This is a genomic window from Methylosinus sp. PW1 (genome assembly GCF_000745215.1).
Classification (GTDB): Bacteria; Pseudomonadota; Alphaproteobacteria; order Rhizobiales; family Beijerinckiaceae; genus Methylosinus.
Genome location: NZ_JQNK01000002.1, coordinates 377893 through 395142 on the forward strand (window position 1 = coordinate 377893; position 17250 = coordinate 395142).

Sequence of the window (17250 nt, forward strand, 5' to 3'; positions counted from 1 at the left end):
GCGTTTTCCAGGGGGGCTAGTCGGAGAGGGAGAGGCGCGAGCTCTCGGCCTGCGCGACGCCGGCGCCGAGAATGGCCATGTAGGTGAGCGCCACGGCCTCTATCTGAACGCCGAAATCGACGAGAGAATGGACGCCGACGAGCAGCGAGCAGGCGGCGGCGGCCGCCGCGGGAGCCGAGGCCCGTCGTCGCGTCGTCGCGCCGACGACGCATTTCGCCGCGAGCCAGAAAAGCGCGCCGATGAGCGCCGCGCCGAAGACGACACCGAGCCCCAAGAATGCCTCCAAATAGGCGTTATGCGCCTTGTCCCATATATCGGCGGTCGGAATCGAGCGGTCGCGATAGAGCGGAAACAGCGTGGCGAAGGCGCCATATCCATAGCCCAGCAGCGGCGTGTCGAGAATGGCGCGAAGCGCAATAGAGAAAACGGCGAGGCGTCCGCCATCGTCGAGGCCGGAGTCGAGCGCGCGGCGGATGATGAGATCGCCGAAGTAAAATATCGTCGCGGCGAGCCCTGTGACGGCGAGGGCGACGGCTCCAGCGTTTTCTCCGCCGCGCCGGCCGCGCGAATAGGCGAGGGCGAGCAGGGCGCTGGCGGCGAGAATCGTCGCCAGAATGCCGCCGCGCGACACTGTGCCGAGCAGAGCGACGAAGATCACGAAAGCCGCCGCCAGCAGGAGCCAGCCGGCGAGGCCTGCCGCTTCCAGCCGCCGCGCCAGCCGCGCGGCGAGCGAGCCCGCTTCGCGCGGGGCGTCGCGATCGGCGAGCGGAATGAGGAGCGTGAGCGTCGTCGCCAGCCCTATGCCCGCATAGGTGGCGAAATTATTGCGGTTGACGAAGGTGGAGCGCACGAAAAGGCCTTGCGCGGGCGCGTCGAAAAACGGAATCGTCGCCGAGAAGAAGGCCGACAGAAAGAGCCCATAGGCGGAATAGGCCGCCACGATGACCGCGATCGCCCGAAGCAGAAAATGCGCGCGATGCGAGCGGCGCGACAATTGGAGCGCCAGCCAGAAGACACTGGCCGTCGTCACGAGGCGGAGCAGGAAGACGAGAGTCTGGCCGCGGTCGACCGAGATCGCGCCGTCGAGCGGACGCTCCAGCGCCTCGCTCGCCATGCTCCAGATCGGATGCGCGAGCCCTCCAGAGGCGAGCGGGGAAGCCTGCACGCAAATCCACAGCAGCGCCGCGCCGAAGAGCGCCGCCGGACCTGCGATGGCTTTGATCGATACGGCGTGGCGGCGGCCGGCGAGCAGGACGCCGAGCTCGAAGAGGAGGACCAGCGCCGGAAAATACAGCCCGTTCATGCCCCAGGCTGGCAAGCGATTGCCGCCGAGCCAAAAGGGCGCGACGGCCAATCCGGCCACGAGGCCGAGGAGGAGAAGCGCCTCGAAGCCGTCTTCCCCCCATAGATCGGCGAAAAATCCGCGCGCCGGCTCGCGGAAGCTTTCGGTCGGGAGCGAGGACTCCCGCGAAAAGGGCGCGAGCTTATGCAAAAGGCGCTTGTCCATGCTGCCGCCCTCGGGGTGAATGCGGCGCTTTTCACCCCAAAGGCGCGGTTGCGGAGGGGAGATCATATCGCCACGAATGAGGGCGGGTCGAGGCCGGGGCGATTCATGGCGCGACCGGCTCTCTTTGGCGCGGCGCGCTCAATAACGATAGGTCACGCCGGCCGACACGACATTCTGCGTAAATCCCCAGCTGGCCGTGGAATAGCCGATCGAGCCGAAGACGCCGCTCACATTGGAGCTGGTCTTCTGAAGCTGATAGTCCAGCGAGATCGCGATATTGCGCCAGAATGTGTAGCTAATGCCGCCGCCGGCCGCCCACACGGTGTCGGCGCGCGGCGAGTTGGTCCAGCGGGTCTCGCCATAGCCGCCGCGCGCATAAGCGGTCCAGAAGGGGGAGATAGCGTAGTCGATCTGCAGCTTGGATTGCGTGTTGAGCGTCGCCGGCGACCATTGGCCGAGACGGCCCGCGAGGGCTGTCGGCGCGGCGGCAGCGGCGAGCATTTGATCGACCGTCGCGGTCAATGTCAGATAGGGCGTCGGATAATAATGCAGCCGCGCGCCGAAGGCGGGCTTTGTGACCTCGCCGCCGGGAAAATTCTGCACGCTGGACTGGCTCTGATAGCCGCCATAGACCTCGCCGCGGAACAGGCTGATGAGCTCCGAGCCGAAACCTCCGACGATGCGATAGCCATTGGTGTCGGAGATCGAGCTGTCGTAGCGGCGCAGATCGAGCGTCGGCTCCACGAAGCCGTAGAACATCGGCGAGAGCCACATGCCGCCGCGCAGCGAGGCTCGATAGCTCAATCCATTCTGCGCATCGCCGCTCGCGGCGAGCGAGGCGATGGGACGGCTGTCGTAGGACACATATTGCACGCCGGTCGTCGCGCGCACGAACCAATCGGCAATCTTCTTCTCGACGGCGAGGGAGCCGGTGATCTGATTGGAGAATTGCTGCGAGGCCGAGACTGTATAGCCGGTCGGAACAGTGACATTGGGCGCCGTGGCTCCGAAATTGGAGCCGAAGAGACCGCTCTGCCGCGTGTAATCAGCGGAAAGATACACGTTGAGGTCGCTGAAAGGCGACCAAATGTGATTGATCCCGGCGCGGCCGGCCACATTGGTGGGATCGACATCGGTCGTCGGCGTCGGCGACAGCCGAAATTGCGTACCCAATCCCGGATAGAACTGCGCGTCGGCGCTCACATAGGCGGTGGTCTTGTGCAGGCCATTGTCGAGGCCCGCTTGGACCGACGGCCGCACGCGCACGCCGATGGCCGAGCGCCGATCGGTGGCGGTGGAGTAGATATTATCGTTGAAGACGGAGCCGATGAAGAGGGACGGATAGACGATCCAGCCGTCGATCGCGAGGCCTTCCTCGGGACTTGGACCCATGGCGGTGACGCCGGCCGGAATTTCCTCGCCGCGGGCGACGGAACCGGCGGAAATTATGAGCGCGATCCCCGCCGCGACGCCATTCGGCAGCAAATTGCTCTTCATAACGCCCTCTCGAAGGCGTTCAGCTTGTAAGTGAAACGCGCCCGCAGTCAAGCCTGCGCCCCTTAGTTCCTCGGGGCGAGGCGCTGGGCGGCGCCGTCAAAAATAGCGCTCCGGCACGCGCACGAGATCGCCGGGCAGCACGGGAATGGTGGGCGCCAGCGGATATTCCTTGAACCCTTGCTCGCCCACATGCTGGATGAGCACGGTCGATCTGCTGGCCCGATAGGTCGAGCCGCCGGCGAGCGCGATCGCGCTCATCACATTGAGTCCGCTCTTGAACGAATATTCGCCGGGCTTGCCGACCTCGCCCATGATGTAGAAGGGGCGAAAGCTCGCGACATCGACTGTCACCTTGGGATTGCGCAGATACTCGCCGCGGAATTTTTTCGCCAATTCCTGTTCGAGCTGCGGCTTGCTGAAGCCGGCCGCCTTCACCGTGCCGGCCAGCGGCAACGAAATAAAGCCGGCGGGATCGATCTCATATTCGCCGGAGAGGCGGTCCTCGCCGAAGACGGTGACGCGGATTTTCTCGCCGGGCTGCAGATTCGGCGCGGTGGTCGCCGCAGTGCGAATCAGCGCCTCGCGCTCTTCCGCCGAGACAGGACCGAGGTTGGAGCCGCCGTCGCACCCCATGAGCAGGAGAGAGAGCGAGAGGCAGAGGCCGGCGGAACGGAAAAACGACATCGATCTCGAATGTCCTCGTCCTGAGATGGCGCGAAGCCGCAGTAGATAAGTGCCCCGTGCGCGGCGCGTCAATACGACGGCTTCTCGCGCTCGCTCTTCAGGGGCGAGCGCGGAGCGTGTGGCCAGACACGGGCGTATCAGCGGAGCTCTGGTAACTCTTTGTTTGTCGGCTACGGTCATGCTGCGGCAGGGAGCGAGAATCGGCATGCGCAGCGAGGACATCGACGAAGGAGCGGCGAAGCCGCGCGCCCGTGGCGCGGGGCTGCTCGCCTGTCGTCGGGGCGCCGCGATCGTCGAATTCGCCTTCATCGCGGCTCCGCTGTTTGCGATTCTGATCGCGATCTGCCAGGTCGGCGTGGTGTTTCTCGCGCAGCAGGAGCTGGAATCCGCCGTCGAGAAATCGGCGCGCATGCTTCTTACCGGCGAGGTGCAGAAGGGCGGACTCGACCGGGAGCAATTCAAGACCAAGGTCTGCGGCGGGCTGACGGCGCTCTTTACCTGCACGCAGCTGATCGTCGATCTGCAGACGGCGAGCGCTTTCGCCTCTGTCGATACTTCGGCGCCCGTCCTCACCTATGATTCCAGCGGCAATGTCACCAATAGCTGGAAATTCCAGACCGGCGGCGTCGGCAGCGTTCTCGTGCTGCGCGTGATCTATCAATTTCCTGTCGTCGGCGGACCGCTCGGATTCAATCTCGCCAATCTGCCGAATGGCAGGCGTCTATTGATGGCGACCGCCGTATTCCAGGTCGAGCCCTATTCGTAAGCATTGGAGCAGGCCCATTGCGAATGCGCTGTCTCAGTCGCTTGACGTCGAACGCCGGCCGGCGCGCCGGCGCGCTTCGGCGCGATGAGCGCGGCATGATCGCGGTCGAATTCGCATTGATGATTCCGATCGCCGTGCTGATCCTCGTCAGCGAGTTCACGCTCGGCGAGGCGATCACCATCAGCCGCAAGGTGGCGATCACCGGCCGCGCGTTGACGGATCTCGTCGCGCGGCGCGCGAGCGTGTCCACCGCCGATCTCACGACGATATTGAACGCGTCCACGCAAATCATCGCGCCTTTCTCGACCGTCAATCTGACGATCATACTTGCCGAGCTCACGACCGATGGGTCTGGCAATACGACGATCACGTGGAACGAGCCGCTCAACACGACGAAACTCGTCGATGGCTCGCCCTTCGTGCTTCCGACCGGCATGGCGCAGATGAACACGTCGCTGATCTACGCCTATGTGCGCTATAATTACACGCCGCCCTTCGGCGCCAAAATGATCCCCGCAGTGCCGATCCGCTACACATTCTACATCAACCCCCGCATCACCTCATCCGTGCCCCGGGTGAATTGAACGAAATGGCCGCGCGACGCATGATGATGTTTCGGACTCTCGGCAAATTCTTCGCTCATCGAGGAGGCAATGTCGCGATCATATTCGCGCTGACGGCGATTCCTCTGATGATCGCCGCCGGCGGCGCCATCGATTATGCGAACGCCGGGCGCATCAAGACGCAGCTCTACGCCGCCGCCGACGCCGCCGCGCTCGCGGCGACGACGCCGCCGATGATGCTGAAGTCTTGGACCGTCGCCAAGGGGGCGGCGAGGACGATGTTCGCCGCTCAGATGACGCAGATCACGCGAGTGACCTATGACGCCGCCAGTCTCGAGGTCGACGGCGGCGACGATCCTGCGCCCGGCTCCATGACACGCAGCGTGTCGGTCACCTATACGACGAAGGTGCAGAATTCCTTCGGCGCCTTCTACGGCTTGCGGACATCGAACATAACGGTGACCGCCTCGGCGAGCGCGACGACGGCCCGCAATATCGATTTTTATCTGCTGCTCGACAATTCGCCGTCTATGGAGCTGCCCGCCACGCAGGCGGGCGTGACGGCGATGAACGCCTTCGGATGCGCCTTCGCCTGCCATGAAAAAAATGTCAGCGACAATGAATATTCGACGCATTATCCGGGCTGGGGAACGATCGACAGCTATTCCTACGCCGAGAACAACGGAATAAAGCTGCGCATCGACAATGTTCGGGACGCGGCGATGAGCCTCGCCACGACCGCGCAATCGACGATGGCCTCCAATGGCGCGACCTATCGCCTCGCGGCCTATAGCTTCAATTACGGCGTGACGATGATGCAGAATCTCATCCCGACGACGAGCGGCAATGTGAGCCACATCCAGTCCAATATCGGGACGATGACGCCGCCGCTGATGGATTCGAACAATGTGCTCGCGGCCAATATGTCGTACACCTATCCGACCAGCAGCTCGACCTACGACACGGTCACGACGGGCGGCGCGTTGAACACCAATGATGCGATGACCGATCTCAATCAGGCGCTCACCAGATTGAACGCGACCATGCCTGCGCCCGGCAATGGCGCCCGCGTCGCCGGCGACAAGCCGCAGGAAGTGCTGATGCTGGTGACGGACGGCGTCATCGATGCGAGCTATTATTCCAGCGGAACCTGCACGACGTCGCTGAATTGGAACTATTCGAACGCCTATGGCTCGTTTTATCGTTGCCTGCAGCCCGTGGATACATCCTTCTGCACGACGATCAAGAACCGCGGAATTCGGATCGCGGTTCTCTACACGACCTATTATCCCGTGCCGAGCAATGGCTTCTATCAGGGGACCGTCGCCACCTTCGCATCGCAGATCGCCGACAATATGAAGAGCTGCGCTTCTTCCCCCGACCTCTTCTTCGAGGTCAACACGGGCGGCGACATCAGCTCGGCGCTGTCGACCCTGTTCTTGAACGCCGTTTCCTCCGCTTCTCATCTTACTAAGTAACGGCCGCGCTCGCGTTGATTTCCCGCGTCGCGGCCTTTACGCTTCGGCGCGGAGAATGTGCGAAGGACGAGAATGCGGGCGCTTCGGATCATTATCGGCCTCGGCGCGACATGCGCCGCGCTGGTCTTCGCGGAGGCCGCTGCAGCGCGCGGCGGCGATCATCACGATCCGACGCCGCAGAGCGACAATCCGCCGACCGTCGCAGCGAGCCTTCCCGACACTCTGGCGCAGCCCGCGGCGGCGCGCGATGCGCTCGCGGCGCGCGGCTTCGAGTTCGGCCTCAAATATATCGGCGAGACTTTCTCGGATGTCTCTGGCGGCTTGCGGCGCGGAACGATCTATGACGGCAAGCTGCGCGTTTCCTTGGACGCCGATCTCGACAAGGCTTTCGGCTTTTCGGGCCTCGTCTTCCACGCCAACGCCTCGCAGCTGCATGGACGGGGCATAGATCAATTCTACACGGGCGCGCTGATGCCGGTCAGCAATATAGAGGCGACTCCGACGACCCGTCTCTTCGAGGCCTGGCTCGAGCAGAGCGTCGCCGAGGGCGCCTCCATTCGCCTCGGCCAGATGGGCGCGGATCAGGAATTCATGACGCGCGCATCGGCGAAGATTTTCGTCAACAACAGCTTCGGCTGGCCGGCGCTGGCCATCGCCGATCTGCCCGCCGGCGGAGCCGCATTTCCGCTGTCCAGTCTCGGCGCGCGCGCGAAATGGGAGACGGAGCGCTTCGCTCTTCTCGCCGCGGTCTTCGACGGCGATCCCGCCGGGCCGCAAGGCGCTTTCGAGTCTCCCGATCCGCAGCGACGCAATGCCGACGGCTTGCGCTTTCGTCTGAAGGACGCGCCTTTCGTCATCGGCGAGGGGCAATGGAAATATGCGGTGGACGATCTGCCGGGCGTCGCCAAGATCGGCGGCTGGCGGCATTTCGGCGCATTCGCCGATGAGCGATTCGGCGCCGACGGACTTTCGCTCGCCGATCCCGCGAGCGTCGGCGTTCCATTGCGCCGTCGCGGAAATTTTGGCCTCTATGCGCTGGTCGATCAGCAGATCTTCAAATCAGAGGCGGGCGGCGCCGGCGCTTTCGCGCGCGCCGAAGCCGCGCCCAATGATCGCAATCTGGTGAATTTCTACGCCGACGCCGGCGTCTCCTTCCGCGGCGCGCCGGCGCGGCCGGATGATCTCTTCGGCGTCGCCGTCGGCTATGCGCGCGTTTCCAATGGCGCGCGTGGGCTCGATCGCGATACGGCCGCTTTCGGCAATCAATTCGCGCCCATTCGCTCCGGTGAGGCGCTGGTCGAGGCGACCTATATAGCGAGCCTCGTTCCCGGTTGGACGCTGCAGCCGGATCTGCAATATATCCGCCGCCCCGGCGGCAATATCGCAGACCCGCGCGACCCGAATGGAGTCAGGAGCCTGCGCAGCGCCTTGGTCGTCGGTCTGCGCACGCTCATTCGCTATTGAGACTTCAGACGGAGACCTTGCGGCATTCGTCCGCGCAGGCCTTGCAGGAGTCGCCGCAGGCCGTGCATTCCGAATATTGCGGGAAGCGGTCGCATTCCTTCTTGCAGGCCATGCATATGTCGCCCACCGCCTTCGCCAGCGTCGGCGTGAAGGTCGAGTTCACCGCCGCCAGCGACTCGAGCGCGGCGCAGGCGGAGACGAGATCGAAGGCGGCCTTGGTGCAGCCGGCCATGCTGGCGTCGTTCATCGACAGCATGCCGAAGCAATGGCGCAAGCATTCATTTCCGGTGGAGACGCATTCGGCGCTGGTCTTCATCAGCGCCTGAAATTTCGGCCCATGCATCATGTGCCCGGCATGCGGATCGGCGGTCTGATCCTCGGCCAGCGCGCGCGTGGCGGAGAGGGCGGCGGCCGCGCCGACGGCGGCGGCGACGAATTCACGACGTTCCATGGGGAGCCATCCTTTCGCTTTGGTCGGGAAATGTCCCTGGGCGAGAAAGTTCTGCTCTAACTGGCGCATTATACATAAGCTTCAATCCTTTTCTCGCGGGCTGGACCACCGTTTCATTGCGCGCGCGTTCGTCGAACGCCATTTCTGGCGACAGAGGGCGGGAACGATAAAAGGGGAGGAGGAGATGGAGCCGAATATCATGCTCACGCTGGCGCGCAGCGACGCCGAAGCGCTGGTCGGCAGCCTGCGCCGACGCTTCGAGCGGCTCTGCGACATTCGCAAGGAGATTTGCGAGCCCGAGGAGTTCGATGAGCTGGAGCGCGAGGAGCGCGCCTATTTCGACGCTGAGAATGCGCTGGTCGAGCGCATCATCGGCGAGCTGACGCGCGCGCTCGAATCGGAGCCGCGCGCCTGAATTGCCAGCTCGGGCTCAGACGTCGCGGGGCGAAGGCGCCGCCGTGTCCCAGGCCAGTGGACGCGGCGCGCGCCGGCGCGTCTCCGGCCAGCGCGCCAGCAGCATGCTCAGCACGACCAGAAGATCGGCGGCGGCGCGCGATTGGCCGAGATCGACGAAGCCGCGAATATCCGCGATGAGAATATCGCGCACGGCGGCGGCTCCGCGATGGCTGTTGAGGAGATAGCTGGCCAGCGTCCGCTCATGCGCCTTCGAAGGGGCGACTCGGGCGAGCGGCAATGGATCGAGGCCGCTCGGCGCCAGCATTTCGGCAATCTGCATCATCGGTCGGCTCCACGACTCGTTTCTGCCGCAGAGCGCTAAACCGACGACGATGACCTTTTGTGACAGTTCCTATCGTGGAATCTACCTATTCGGCGCAGCCTCGGCGCGGTCCTTTTCGCCCAGCAGACGCTCGGCGGTCTCGGCGACGCGCAGCCAAACGCCATGGCCGTCGCTGTCGCCGGCCGTTTGCAGATCGGCGGCGCGCGCGCGCGCATTGGTTGGCGCGTCCCGCCGCAGCCGGCGGGTGAGCGCCCGCGCATGTATCTCGACGGCCTGTTCCAGAGAAATTTCCATGACGTCGACTCCTCTCGCAGGCGGGCCGAGCCCCGCTCCCGCCGTCGCGCCCTAATTGTGTCGCATATGGGGCGGTCCCAGGGCGCTGCGGCGGATCGTCGCGGGGTCAGGCGCTCGCGGCGAGCCCCGTGGACGCTCCGCCTGAGGCGCGCCGCTGCTCCACGGCGGCGGCGAGCCGGCGCAGCGCGGCGAGCGAGGTCGCCCAGTCGATGCAGCCGTCGGTGACGCTCTGGCCATAGACGAGCGGCTTGCCGGCGACGATATCCTGCCGTCCGGCGACGAGATGGCTCTCGATCATCAGGCCGATGATGCGCCGCTCGCCGGCCTCGATCTGCCGCGCCACATCCTCGACGACGGCGGGCTGATTCTCGGGCTTCTTGCTGCTGTTGGCATGCGAGGCGTCGATCATCAGATAGGGGGAGACGCGGGATTTCTCCGCCTCCTTGGCGGCGGCGTCGACGCTGGCGGCGTCGTAATTGGGCGTCTTTCCGCCGCGCAGAATTATGTGGCAGTCCTCATTGCCGCTGGTCGAGGCGATAGCGGAGCGGCCGTCCTTGGTGACGGCGAGGAAATGATGCGGCTGCGAGGCGGAGAGCACGGCGTCGAGCGCGATGCGCACATTGCCGTCGGTGCCGTTCTTGAAGCCGACCGGGCAGGAGAGGCCGGAGGCGAGCTCGCGATGCACCTGGCTCTCCGTGGTGCGCGCGCCGATCGCGCCCCAGCCGACGAGATCGGCGATATATTGCGGCGTCGTCATGTCGAGGAACTCGCAGCCGGCGGGCAGGCCGAGCTCATTGACGTCGAGCAGCAGCCGCCGCGCGAGGCGCAGGCCTGCCTCTATGTCGAAGCTGCCGTCGAGACGCGGGTCGTTGATGAGGCCCTTCCAGCCCACCGTGGTGCGCGGCTTCTCGAAATAGACGCGCATGATGATCTCGAGGCGGTCGCCGAGCTCGCGCTTGGCCTCGGCGAGCAGGCGGGCGTATTCCAGCGCGGCGTCGGGGTCATGGACCGAGCAGGGGCCGATGACGACGGCGAGGCGATCGTCGCGTCCGCGCAAAATCTCGCGCAGGGCGGCGCGCGCGCCGAGCACGACGGCGCTCGCCTTATCGCTGCGCGGAAGCTCGCGCATGATCTCGGCGGGCGGGCTCAATTCGGTGATCTTGACGATGCGAAGGTCGTCGGTCTCTGTCGGCACGGCGGGTTCCTTTTTTATTTTGCGTCGCGCCGCGGAACAAAAAAGCCGCCAGCGGGACTGGCGGCTCTCGGGGTTTTCAGGCTTCGCGTCTTTTGCTCACACGCGCTCGCCTCCCGTCGCCGCCGGCGCAGGATAGCTAAAATACCAGTAGTAGCGCGCAGAGCGGACGAGGGTCATGGCGGCAGAGTTAAGCGGAGCGGGGGAGGCGAGTCAACCGCGACGCGCCGGCGTTCTATGGGTCCGGTCGCGCCGGAGGCGGCGGCGTATCCCCCGATCGTCGAGGAATCAAATGGATGTGCGCATGAAAGATTTTCTGCCCCGCCGCGATCCCGATATTCGAGCCGAAATTGAAGCCCTCGACGTTCGGGTCGAGGAGGCGGATCGCCGCGCGGATTTCCGCGGCGATCCGATGCAATGCTTCACGTTCGTCGGGCGTCGCTTCGAAAATATCGGAGACATGCCGCTTCGTGACAATCAGCGAATGGAGAGGGCGCACCGGGAACTTGTCTCGAATCGCGAAAGCGAGCCCATTCTCGCCGAGGAGCGCGAGCGAATGCCTCGAGCAGAAGGGACAGGAGACCATGGCTTTTCTTTCGCTCCCCGCCTCGTCGCGGGTCGTTGTGCGCCCTGCCGACGCCGCTCAAGGCGCTGGCACGCAGAGTCCCGAATATCCGGTCATGCGCGTGTTCAGCGGCGTGCCGTTCTCCCTGCCTTCCGCGGCTATGCCGAGAGAAGCGCGCGGCTGCAGCTTGCGCGCGGCCTCGACGCATTTCTCCTCCGTGGCGTAGCCGGGAATGGAGTTGGTCGCCACTGCGCCGGCGGCCTGCGATGTAGTGACGACGAAGGTCGCGACGATGAGCGTGTAGGACATTGAAAATCTCCTCGCGAGCAATGAAAGCGAATGAAAAAGTGACGAAGACGCCCTTACGCGCCGAGACTCTATCGCGAAACGATTGCGAGACTATCGCCGGTCAGCGATAGATTTCGGCGATTTCCAGAAACTCCTTCGCAGTCAAAGAGGCGCCGCCGACGAGCGCGCCATCGACATTTTTCACGCGTAGCAGCTCGGGGGCGTTGGCGGGCTTCACCGAGCCGCCATAGAGAATGCGCGTCGCCTCGGCGCCGGCGCCGAAGAGGGCGGTGAGCCGGGCGCGGATGGCGGCGTGCATCTCCGCGACGTCGACAGGCGTCGGCGTGAGGCCGGTGCCGATCGCCCATACGGGCTCATAGGCGACGACGATATGGTCCGGCGCGATGCCGCGCGGCAGCGAGCCGCCCAGCTGCGCTTCGACGATCGCGGATGCGCGGCCGGCGTCGCGCTCGGCGCGCGTCTCGCCGACGCAGACGATGGGCGTGAGCCCGGCGCGCAGGCCCGCCTCCGCCTTGGCGCGGATCAGCGCATCGCCCTCGCCATGGTCGGCGCGCCGCTCGCTATGGCCGACGATCACGTAAGACGCGCCGGCGTCGGCGAGCATTTCGGCGGAAATATCGCCCGTATGCGCGCCGCTCGGCTTTTCGTGGCAGTCCTGCCCGCCGAGCGCGATTTTCGCGCCGGCGAGAATGCGCGCCGCGCGCTCCAGCAGAGTGACGGGCGGGCAGATCGCCAGCTCGACCTTCTCGCGCAAGGCGGCGTCATAGCGCGCGGCTATGGTTTCGATCTCGCCGAGCGACGCCGAAAGCCCGTTCATTTTCCAATTTCCGGCGACGAGCGGGCGCGGCGTGAAAGGCATGTCCGGGCGTTCCTCTCAAATAGAGCGATGAAGCGAGCAATTCTGGCCATATCAGCGCTCGCCGCCATGGGCAATTCGTCGCGACGCCGCGCGGTTGCGGCCGAATGGAAAATTGTCGCCGCTCGCGCCGGGTTGCCGGGCGTCCGGTCGACGGCTATAAGCGCCGCGATCTAAAATCCCATCCTCGAACTCGACGAGACGACGCGCCCATGGCGATCGAACGCACATTCTCCATCATCAAGCCGGACGCCACCAAGCGTAATCTTACCGGCAAGATCAACGCCCTCATCGAGGACGCTGGGCTCCGCATCGTGGCGCAGAAGCGCATCCAGCTGACGCGCGCGCAGGCCGAGACCTTCTATGGCGTCCACAAGGAGCGCCCCTTCTTCGGCGAGCTGATCGAATCGATCACCTCCGGCCCGGTCGTCGTCCAGGTTCTGGAAGGCGAAGGCGCCATCGCCAAATATCGCGCCGTCATGGGCGCGACCAATCCGGCGAGCGCCGATCCGGGCACGATCCGCAAGGAATTCGCCGTCTCCATCGGCGAGAATTCCGTGCATGGCTCCGACGCGCCGGAGACGGCGGCGATCGAGATCCCGCAGTTCTTCTCCGGCAATGAGATCGTCGGCTGAGTCAGCCGGCGGCATAGCTCGGAAAATAGGCGGCGAGCAGCCGGTCGCGATAAGCGACGAGATTCGGCTTGCTCGCCACCGCATCGCGGAGCGGCGACACGAGCTCGGAAATCAGCGTCTGCGTCACCATGGCGAAGGCGGCTGCGTCCACCGCGCTAGGCGCCGCGCCGAAGAGATAGGGCTTGTCGCCGAGCAGGGTGGAGAGCGCGTCTATGTCGCGCCGCCCGAGTTCGGCGAGCTGCTCATTCGTATGACGGCCGAGGCCCTGCGCCGTGAGCGTGCGGGCGATCTTCTTGCGGATCAGCGCTTTGGCCAGCGGTCGCACGATCGCCGGCGCGCGCGAGAAGAATTGCGCCGGCCCGCGCGCGAAATTGCCGTCGTCGATCCAGCGCGCCTGCACCAGCAGCCAGTAATAATGCTCCTCCAGCATTTTCTCGATCGCCCAGCCGGCGGCGCGCTGCTCGGGCGTGAGGCCGGCGTCGAAATCTATGCCATAGGTTTTTTCGAGATAGAGGCGGATGAAGGTCGAATCGGCGACGATCGTCCCCTCGTCGTCGATGAAGGGCAGCTTGCCCTTGGGCGCGCGGCCGAAGCCGGAATGATCCTCGACATAGCGAAGTCCGGCGAATTTCAGCAGCGCCATGGTCTTGAGCACAAAGGGGCTTGCATCCGGGAGGCCGAAATAAGGACCGAACGAGTATAATTTTATCATTGTCGAAAACCTCTCTGCGGAAGCCGCTTCGAGAATATGATCGAGAAACTGCAAAGATCATATTCGTGACCGACAAAGATTAGTAAGTCTCGTATCTTTGCGTTAACATTGGGGCTGATCCGCATGACGGTGGCAAGGGCGATCTGATGACGAAACGCTGGGTCTATTGGGGGGCGAGGGCGGCAGGCCTGCTGGCGCTCACGATTCTGCTCGTAGCGACGCCCTTCGACGGCGCGCTCGGCCTCGCAAAGCTTTTGGCTATCGGCGTTTATCTCTGCTGGTTCGCGCTTCCGAGCCCGTGCAAGGGCGGCGCTTCCTATCCCTTCGGCCATGGCTTTCGCAACGGCGCCGGATGTCCGCGGCAGGATCAGCCGGAGGAGGGGACGGCGAGCGCCGCCTGCGGCGATGGGCTCACGCCGACAACGCGATTGCCCTCGACCCTGACGGCGCCGGAAGCGACGAGGCGCAACGCGCGCGGATAGAGCAAATGCTCCTGCTCGAGCACGCGCGCCGCGAGACTGTCGGGCGTGTCGGAATCGAGCACGGAGATGGCGGATTGGGCGACGATCGGCCCTTCGTCCATTTCCGGAACCACGAAATGGACGGTGCAGCCGTGGATTTTCACGCCATCGGCGAGCGCCCGCTCATGCGTGTGCAGGCCGCGAAAGGCGGGCAGCAGCGCCGGGTGAATATTGAGCATGCGCCCCCGCCATTGGCCAATGAACCAGGGCGTCAGCAGCCGCATGAAGCCGGCGAGGCAGAGAAAGTCGATTCGATGCGTCTCCAGCACGATTTGCAGCGAGCGCTCGAACTCCTCGCGGCCGGCGTAGATTTTGTGATCGACCGCGGCGACGGCGATTCCGGCCGCCTTGGCCTTGGCGAGGCCTGCGGCCTCCGGGCGATTGGAGACGACCAGCGCGATCTCGGCCGGAAAATCCGGCGCGCGGGCCGCCTCGATCAGCGCGTCCATATTGGAGCCGCGCCCGGAAATGAGGATCGCCGTGCGCAGCCGCCGGCTCACAGCGGCAGCGTCCCGCGCGTGACGACGCGCGGCCCGTCGCCCGCCGATGTGATCTCGCCAATGGCGATCGGCGTCTCGCCGGCCTCGCGCAGCGCCGTCACGGCTTCCGTCGCGCCGTCCTCGGCCACGACCACGACCATGCCGATTCCGCAGTTGAAGGTGCGCAGCATTTCGGCTTCCGCGACGCCGCCCGTCAGCGCGAGCCAGGAGAAGACCGGCGGCGGCCGAAATGCGCCGAGATCGAGCGCGGCGCCCAATCCCTTGGGCAGCACGCGCGGCAGATTGTCGGGAAAGCCGCCGCCGGTGATATGGGCGAGGGCGAGGATTTTCTCGCTGCGCTTCAGCGCCGCCAGCAGCGGCTTCACATAGAGGCGCGTCGGCGTGAGCAGCGCCTCGGCCAGCGTCCGCCCGGCCGCGAAGGGCGCGGGGGCGTCCCAGGCGAGGCCCGACTCGGCGACGATGCGGCGGATGAGCGAGAAGCCGTTGGAATGGGCGCCGGAGGAGGGCAGGCCGAACAGGAGATCGCCTTCCCTCACCTCGGCGCGCGGCAGCAGGCGCGAGCGCTCGGCGGCTCCGACGGCGAAGCCGGCGAGATCATAGTCGCCCTTGGAATAAAGGCCCGGCATTTCCGCCGTCTCGCCGCCCAGCAGCGCGCAGCCGGCCTCGACGCAGCCGGCGGCGATCCCCGAGACGACGGCAGCCGCCGCATCCGGCTCGAGCTTGCCGCTCGCGTAATAGTCGAGAAAGAACAGAGGCTCCGCGCCCTGCACGACGAGATCATTGACGCACATTGCGACGAGATCGACGCCGATCGTGCCGTGGAGGCCCGATTCTATGGCGATCTTGATCTTGGTGCCGACGCCGTCATTGGCGGCGACCAGCACTGGATCGGTAAAGCCCGCCGCCTTGAGATCGAAGAGGCCGCCGAAGCCGCCGATCTCGCCATCCGCACCCGGCCGGCGCGTCGCGCGCACGGCGGGACGGATGAGGTCCACCAGCCGATTTCCAGCGTCAATGTCGACGCCGGCCTGGGCGTAAGTGAGACCTTTTTGTCCTGCCGCCATTGCGATATCCCGCGCTCGATTTCGAGCCTGCGGCCTAGCGCCTTACGCGGCCCGGCGCAATCCGTTTTGCGGACCGGCCGGCCGATAGAGCGAGCCTGAAGGCTCGCGGTCCAGGGCGCACATTGGACCGCGAGCCTTCAGGCTCGCATCTGATTCCCGGGCTCAGCCGGCCACATGCTTCTCCACGGCGCTCGGATCGACCGGGTTGAGCTCGACGCTCTCGCCGCAGCCGCAGGCCGAGGTCTGGTTCGGATTCTGGAACACGAAGCTCGAGGAGAATTGCTGCACGTCGAGGTCCATGCGCGTGCCGAGCAGATAGATGACCGCCTGGCCGGCGACGATGACGCGCGCGCCTTTTTCCTCGATCACCTCGTCGCCGGGCGAGGGCTCGGCCAGCTCCATCTTATAGGCCATGCCGGCGCAGCCGCTCTTCTCCACCGAGATGCGCAGCCCGATATTGGCGTTCTCGGCGCCGGCGAGCAGGCCGCGCACGCGCTCCGCCGCGGAGTCGCTGAGGCTCATGACGTTCATCTGTTCGCTCCCTACATCCCTTCATCTTCCGCGTGGATGCGCGGCCAGACGTCGCGATCAATAATTCTTCCATATGCCCGGCGTCGCCAGCTCGACGAGATTGTCGTCTGGATCGCGGAAATAAAGGCTCCGCCCGCCGCGCGGCCACTGCATCCGCGCCTCGATCGGCACATTCTTCTCCGCGAGCCGTCGCTCCCACAGGCCGAGATCCTCGGGCCGGATCGCGAGCGCGAAATGCAAGCGCCCGCGACCTTCATGCGGCGGTATCTCGCCCCCCGGCAGAACCACCGCCTCGCCCATCGCTTCCCGCGCGAACAGTAGAAGCACGCTGCGCGGTCCGCAATCATAGGCGATCAGCCGCTGATCGGCGAACATGGGCTCGAGGCCGAGCGCATCCTCATAGAAACGCGAGGCGCGCGCCAAATCCTCGACATAGAGAGCCGTTTCGAGACACCCGTCGATTTTCGGCGCGGGCGCTTCCATCGGATCTCCTCATTCTCACCACATGTCGAGCGTCATGCGGGCTTCGTCCGACATGCGGCTCTGATCCCATGGCGGCTCGAAGACGAGCTTGACGATCACGGCCATCACGCCCGGCACCAAGCTCACCGAGCTCTGCACCTGCTCGACGATCGTGCCGGCGACGGGGCAGCCCGGCGCGGTCAATGTCATGTCGATATAGACGACGTCCTCGGGCGTGATGTCGATATTGTAGATGAGGCCGAGCTCGAAAATATCGGCAGGAATCTCAGGGTCCTGCACGGTCTTCAGCGCGGCGATGATGCCTTGCGTCAGCCGCTCGACATCTTCCTTGGACCGGCCCGCGGGCAGGGGCTGCTGCTCCTCCCGCGTCAGCTCCCGACCGGTCACGACTTCCTGCGGCTCCACCGCGTCATCGGTCTTGGTCACGATTCTGTCTCCT

Annotated in this window: 22 protein-coding genes; 6 read left to right on the plus strand and 16 right to left on the minus strand. The window is 65.1% G+C overall.

Annotated features, from left to right (window positions below):
* Positions 1-16 precede the first annotated feature (16 nt).
* The 3 genes from K369_RS02255 to K369_RS02265 all read right to left on the minus strand — a co-directional run bounded on the left by K369_RS02255 (position 17) and on the right by K369_RS02265 (position 3688).
* Positions 17-1507, minus strand: a complete 1491-nt coding sequence (locus K369_RS02255; protein ID WP_036286956.1) for an O-antigen ligase — start codon at positions 1505-1507, stop codon at positions 17-19.
* Between the two features lie 138 nt (positions 1508-1645).
* Positions 1646-3004 (minus strand): outer membrane beta-barrel protein, encoded by a 1359-nt coding sequence (locus tag K369_RS02260; RefSeq protein WP_036286959.1) that lies wholly within the window; start codon positions 3002-3004, stop codon positions 1646-1648.
* 96 nt (positions 3005-3100) lie between these two features.
* On the minus strand, positions 3101-3688 hold the full coding sequence (locus tag K369_RS02265) for a polysaccharide biosynthesis/export family protein (RefSeq protein ID WP_036286961.1): 588 nt from the start codon (positions 3686-3688) through the stop codon (positions 3101-3103).
* Positions 3689-3893: 205 nt separating this feature from the next.
* Between K369_RS02265 and K369_RS02270 the strand changes: the two genes are divergently transcribed.
* The 4 genes from K369_RS02270 to K369_RS02285 all read left to right on the plus strand — a co-directional run bounded on the left by K369_RS02270 (position 3894) and on the right by K369_RS02285 (position 7959).
* The gene (locus K369_RS02270; protein ID WP_051948895.1) at positions 3894-4454 is read left to right on the plus strand and encodes a TadE/TadG family type IV pilus assembly protein; all 561 of its coding nucleotides are present in this window, start codon (positions 3894-3896) and stop codon (positions 4452-4454) included.
* A gap of 95 nt (positions 4455-4549) precedes the next feature.
* Complete coding sequence (locus tag K369_RS02275; RefSeq protein WP_245278058.1) at positions 4550-5038, plus strand: pilus assembly protein; 489 nt, start codon at positions 4550-4552, stop codon at positions 5036-5038.
* Positions 5039-5043: 5 nt separating this feature from the next.
* The gene (locus K369_RS02280; RefSeq protein WP_245278059.1) at positions 5044-6495 is read left to right on the plus strand and encodes a TadE/TadG family type IV pilus assembly protein; all 1452 of its coding nucleotides are present in this window, start codon (positions 5044-5046) and stop codon (positions 6493-6495) included.
* Between the two features lie 72 nt (positions 6496-6567).
* Entirely contained in the window at positions 6568-7959 is a 1392-nt protein-coding gene (locus tag K369_RS02285) for a carbohydrate porin (protein WP_051948796.1), read from the plus strand.
* Between the two features lie 4 nt (positions 7960-7963).
* Here K369_RS02285 and K369_RS02290 read toward each other — a convergent pair whose 3' ends face one another.
* Entirely contained in the window at positions 7964-8410 is a 447-nt protein-coding gene (locus tag K369_RS02290) for a four-helix bundle copper-binding protein (protein WP_036286969.1), read from the minus strand.
* A 184-nt stretch (positions 8411-8594) separates the two neighbouring features.
* On the opposite strand from K369_RS02290, the gene K369_RS02295 reads away from it, so the two are divergent.
* Positions 8595-8825, plus strand: coding sequence for a hypothetical protein (locus tag K369_RS02295; protein ID WP_036286971.1), 231 nt, complete (start codon positions 8595-8597; stop codon positions 8823-8825).
* 15 nt (positions 8826-8840) lie between these two features.
* Here K369_RS02295 and K369_RS02300 read toward each other — a convergent pair whose 3' ends face one another.
* The 6 genes from K369_RS02300 to tpiA all read right to left on the minus strand — a co-directional run bounded on the left by K369_RS02300 (position 8841) and on the right by tpiA (position 12368).
* The gene (locus K369_RS02300) at positions 8841-9149 is read right to left on the minus strand and encodes a hypothetical protein (RefSeq protein WP_051948799.1); all 309 of its coding nucleotides are present in this window, start codon (positions 9147-9149) and stop codon (positions 8841-8843) included.
* Between the two features lie 81 nt (positions 9150-9230).
* Entirely contained in the window at positions 9231-9443 is a 213-nt protein-coding gene (locus K369_RS02305; protein ID WP_036286973.1) for a hypothetical protein, read from the minus strand.
* Between the two features lie 106 nt (positions 9444-9549).
* A complete protein-coding gene (locus tag K369_RS02310; RefSeq protein ID WP_036286976.1) occupies positions 9550-10638 on the minus strand; it encodes a 3-deoxy-7-phosphoheptulonate synthase in 1089 nt (362 codons plus the stop codon).
* A 232-nt stretch (positions 10639-10870) separates the two neighbouring features.
* The gene (locus K369_RS02315) at positions 10871-11221 is read right to left on the minus strand and encodes an HIT family protein (RefSeq protein ID WP_036286979.1); all 351 of its coding nucleotides are present in this window, start codon (positions 11219-11221) and stop codon (positions 10871-10873) included.
* A 57-nt stretch (positions 11222-11278) separates the two neighbouring features.
* The gene (locus tag K369_RS02320; protein ID WP_036286982.1) at positions 11279-11509 is read right to left on the minus strand and encodes a hypothetical protein; all 231 of its coding nucleotides are present in this window, start codon (positions 11507-11509) and stop codon (positions 11279-11281) included.
* 100 nt (positions 11510-11609) lie between these two features.
* Complete coding sequence (gene tpiA / locus K369_RS02325; protein WP_036286985.1) at positions 11610-12368, minus strand: triose-phosphate isomerase; 759 nt, start codon at positions 12366-12368, stop codon at positions 11610-11612.
* Between the two features lie 209 nt (positions 12369-12577).
* Here tpiA and ndk point away from each other — a divergent pair, with 209 nt between their 5' ends.
* Positions 12578-13000 (plus strand): nucleoside-diphosphate kinase, encoded by a 423-nt coding sequence (gene ndk / locus K369_RS02330; RefSeq protein WP_018265267.1) that lies wholly within the window; start codon positions 12578-12580, stop codon positions 12998-13000.
* Position 13001: 1 nt separating this feature from the next.
* Here ndk and K369_RS02335 read toward each other — a convergent pair whose 3' ends face one another.
* The 6 genes from K369_RS02335 to K369_RS02360 all read right to left on the minus strand — a co-directional run bounded on the left by K369_RS02335 (position 13002) and on the right by K369_RS02360 (position 17237).
* Positions 13002-13712, minus strand: coding sequence for a glutathione S-transferase family protein (locus K369_RS02335; protein ID WP_036286990.1), 711 nt, complete (start codon positions 13710-13712; stop codon positions 13002-13004).
* Between the two features lie 367 nt (positions 13713-14079).
* A complete protein-coding gene (gene purN / locus K369_RS02340) occupies positions 14080-14733 on the minus strand; it encodes a phosphoribosylglycinamide formyltransferase (protein WP_036286992.1) in 654 nt (217 codons plus the stop codon).
* Positions 14730-15797: a phosphoribosylformylglycinamidine cyclo-ligase gene (purM, locus tag K369_RS02345; RefSeq protein WP_036286994.1), complete on the minus strand. Its 1068-nt coding sequence runs from the start codon at positions 15795-15797 to the stop codon at positions 14730-14732. The genes purN and purM overlap by 4 nt, the downstream gene beginning before the upstream one ends.
* 162 nt (positions 15798-15959) lie before the next feature.
* On the minus strand, positions 15960-16328 hold the full coding sequence (locus K369_RS02350; protein WP_084570391.1) for an iron-sulfur cluster assembly accessory protein: 369 nt from the start codon (positions 16326-16328) through the stop codon (positions 15960-15962).
* Between the two features lie 57 nt (positions 16329-16385).
* The gene (locus K369_RS02355) at positions 16386-16811 is read right to left on the minus strand and encodes a VOC family protein (RefSeq protein ID WP_036286997.1); all 426 of its coding nucleotides are present in this window, start codon (positions 16809-16811) and stop codon (positions 16386-16388) included.
* Positions 16812-16826: 15 nt separating this feature from the next.
* Positions 16827-17237, minus strand: a complete 411-nt coding sequence (locus K369_RS02360; RefSeq protein WP_174242402.1) for an iron-sulfur cluster assembly protein — start codon at positions 17235-17237, stop codon at positions 16827-16829.
* Positions 17238-17250 lie beyond the last annotated feature (13 nt).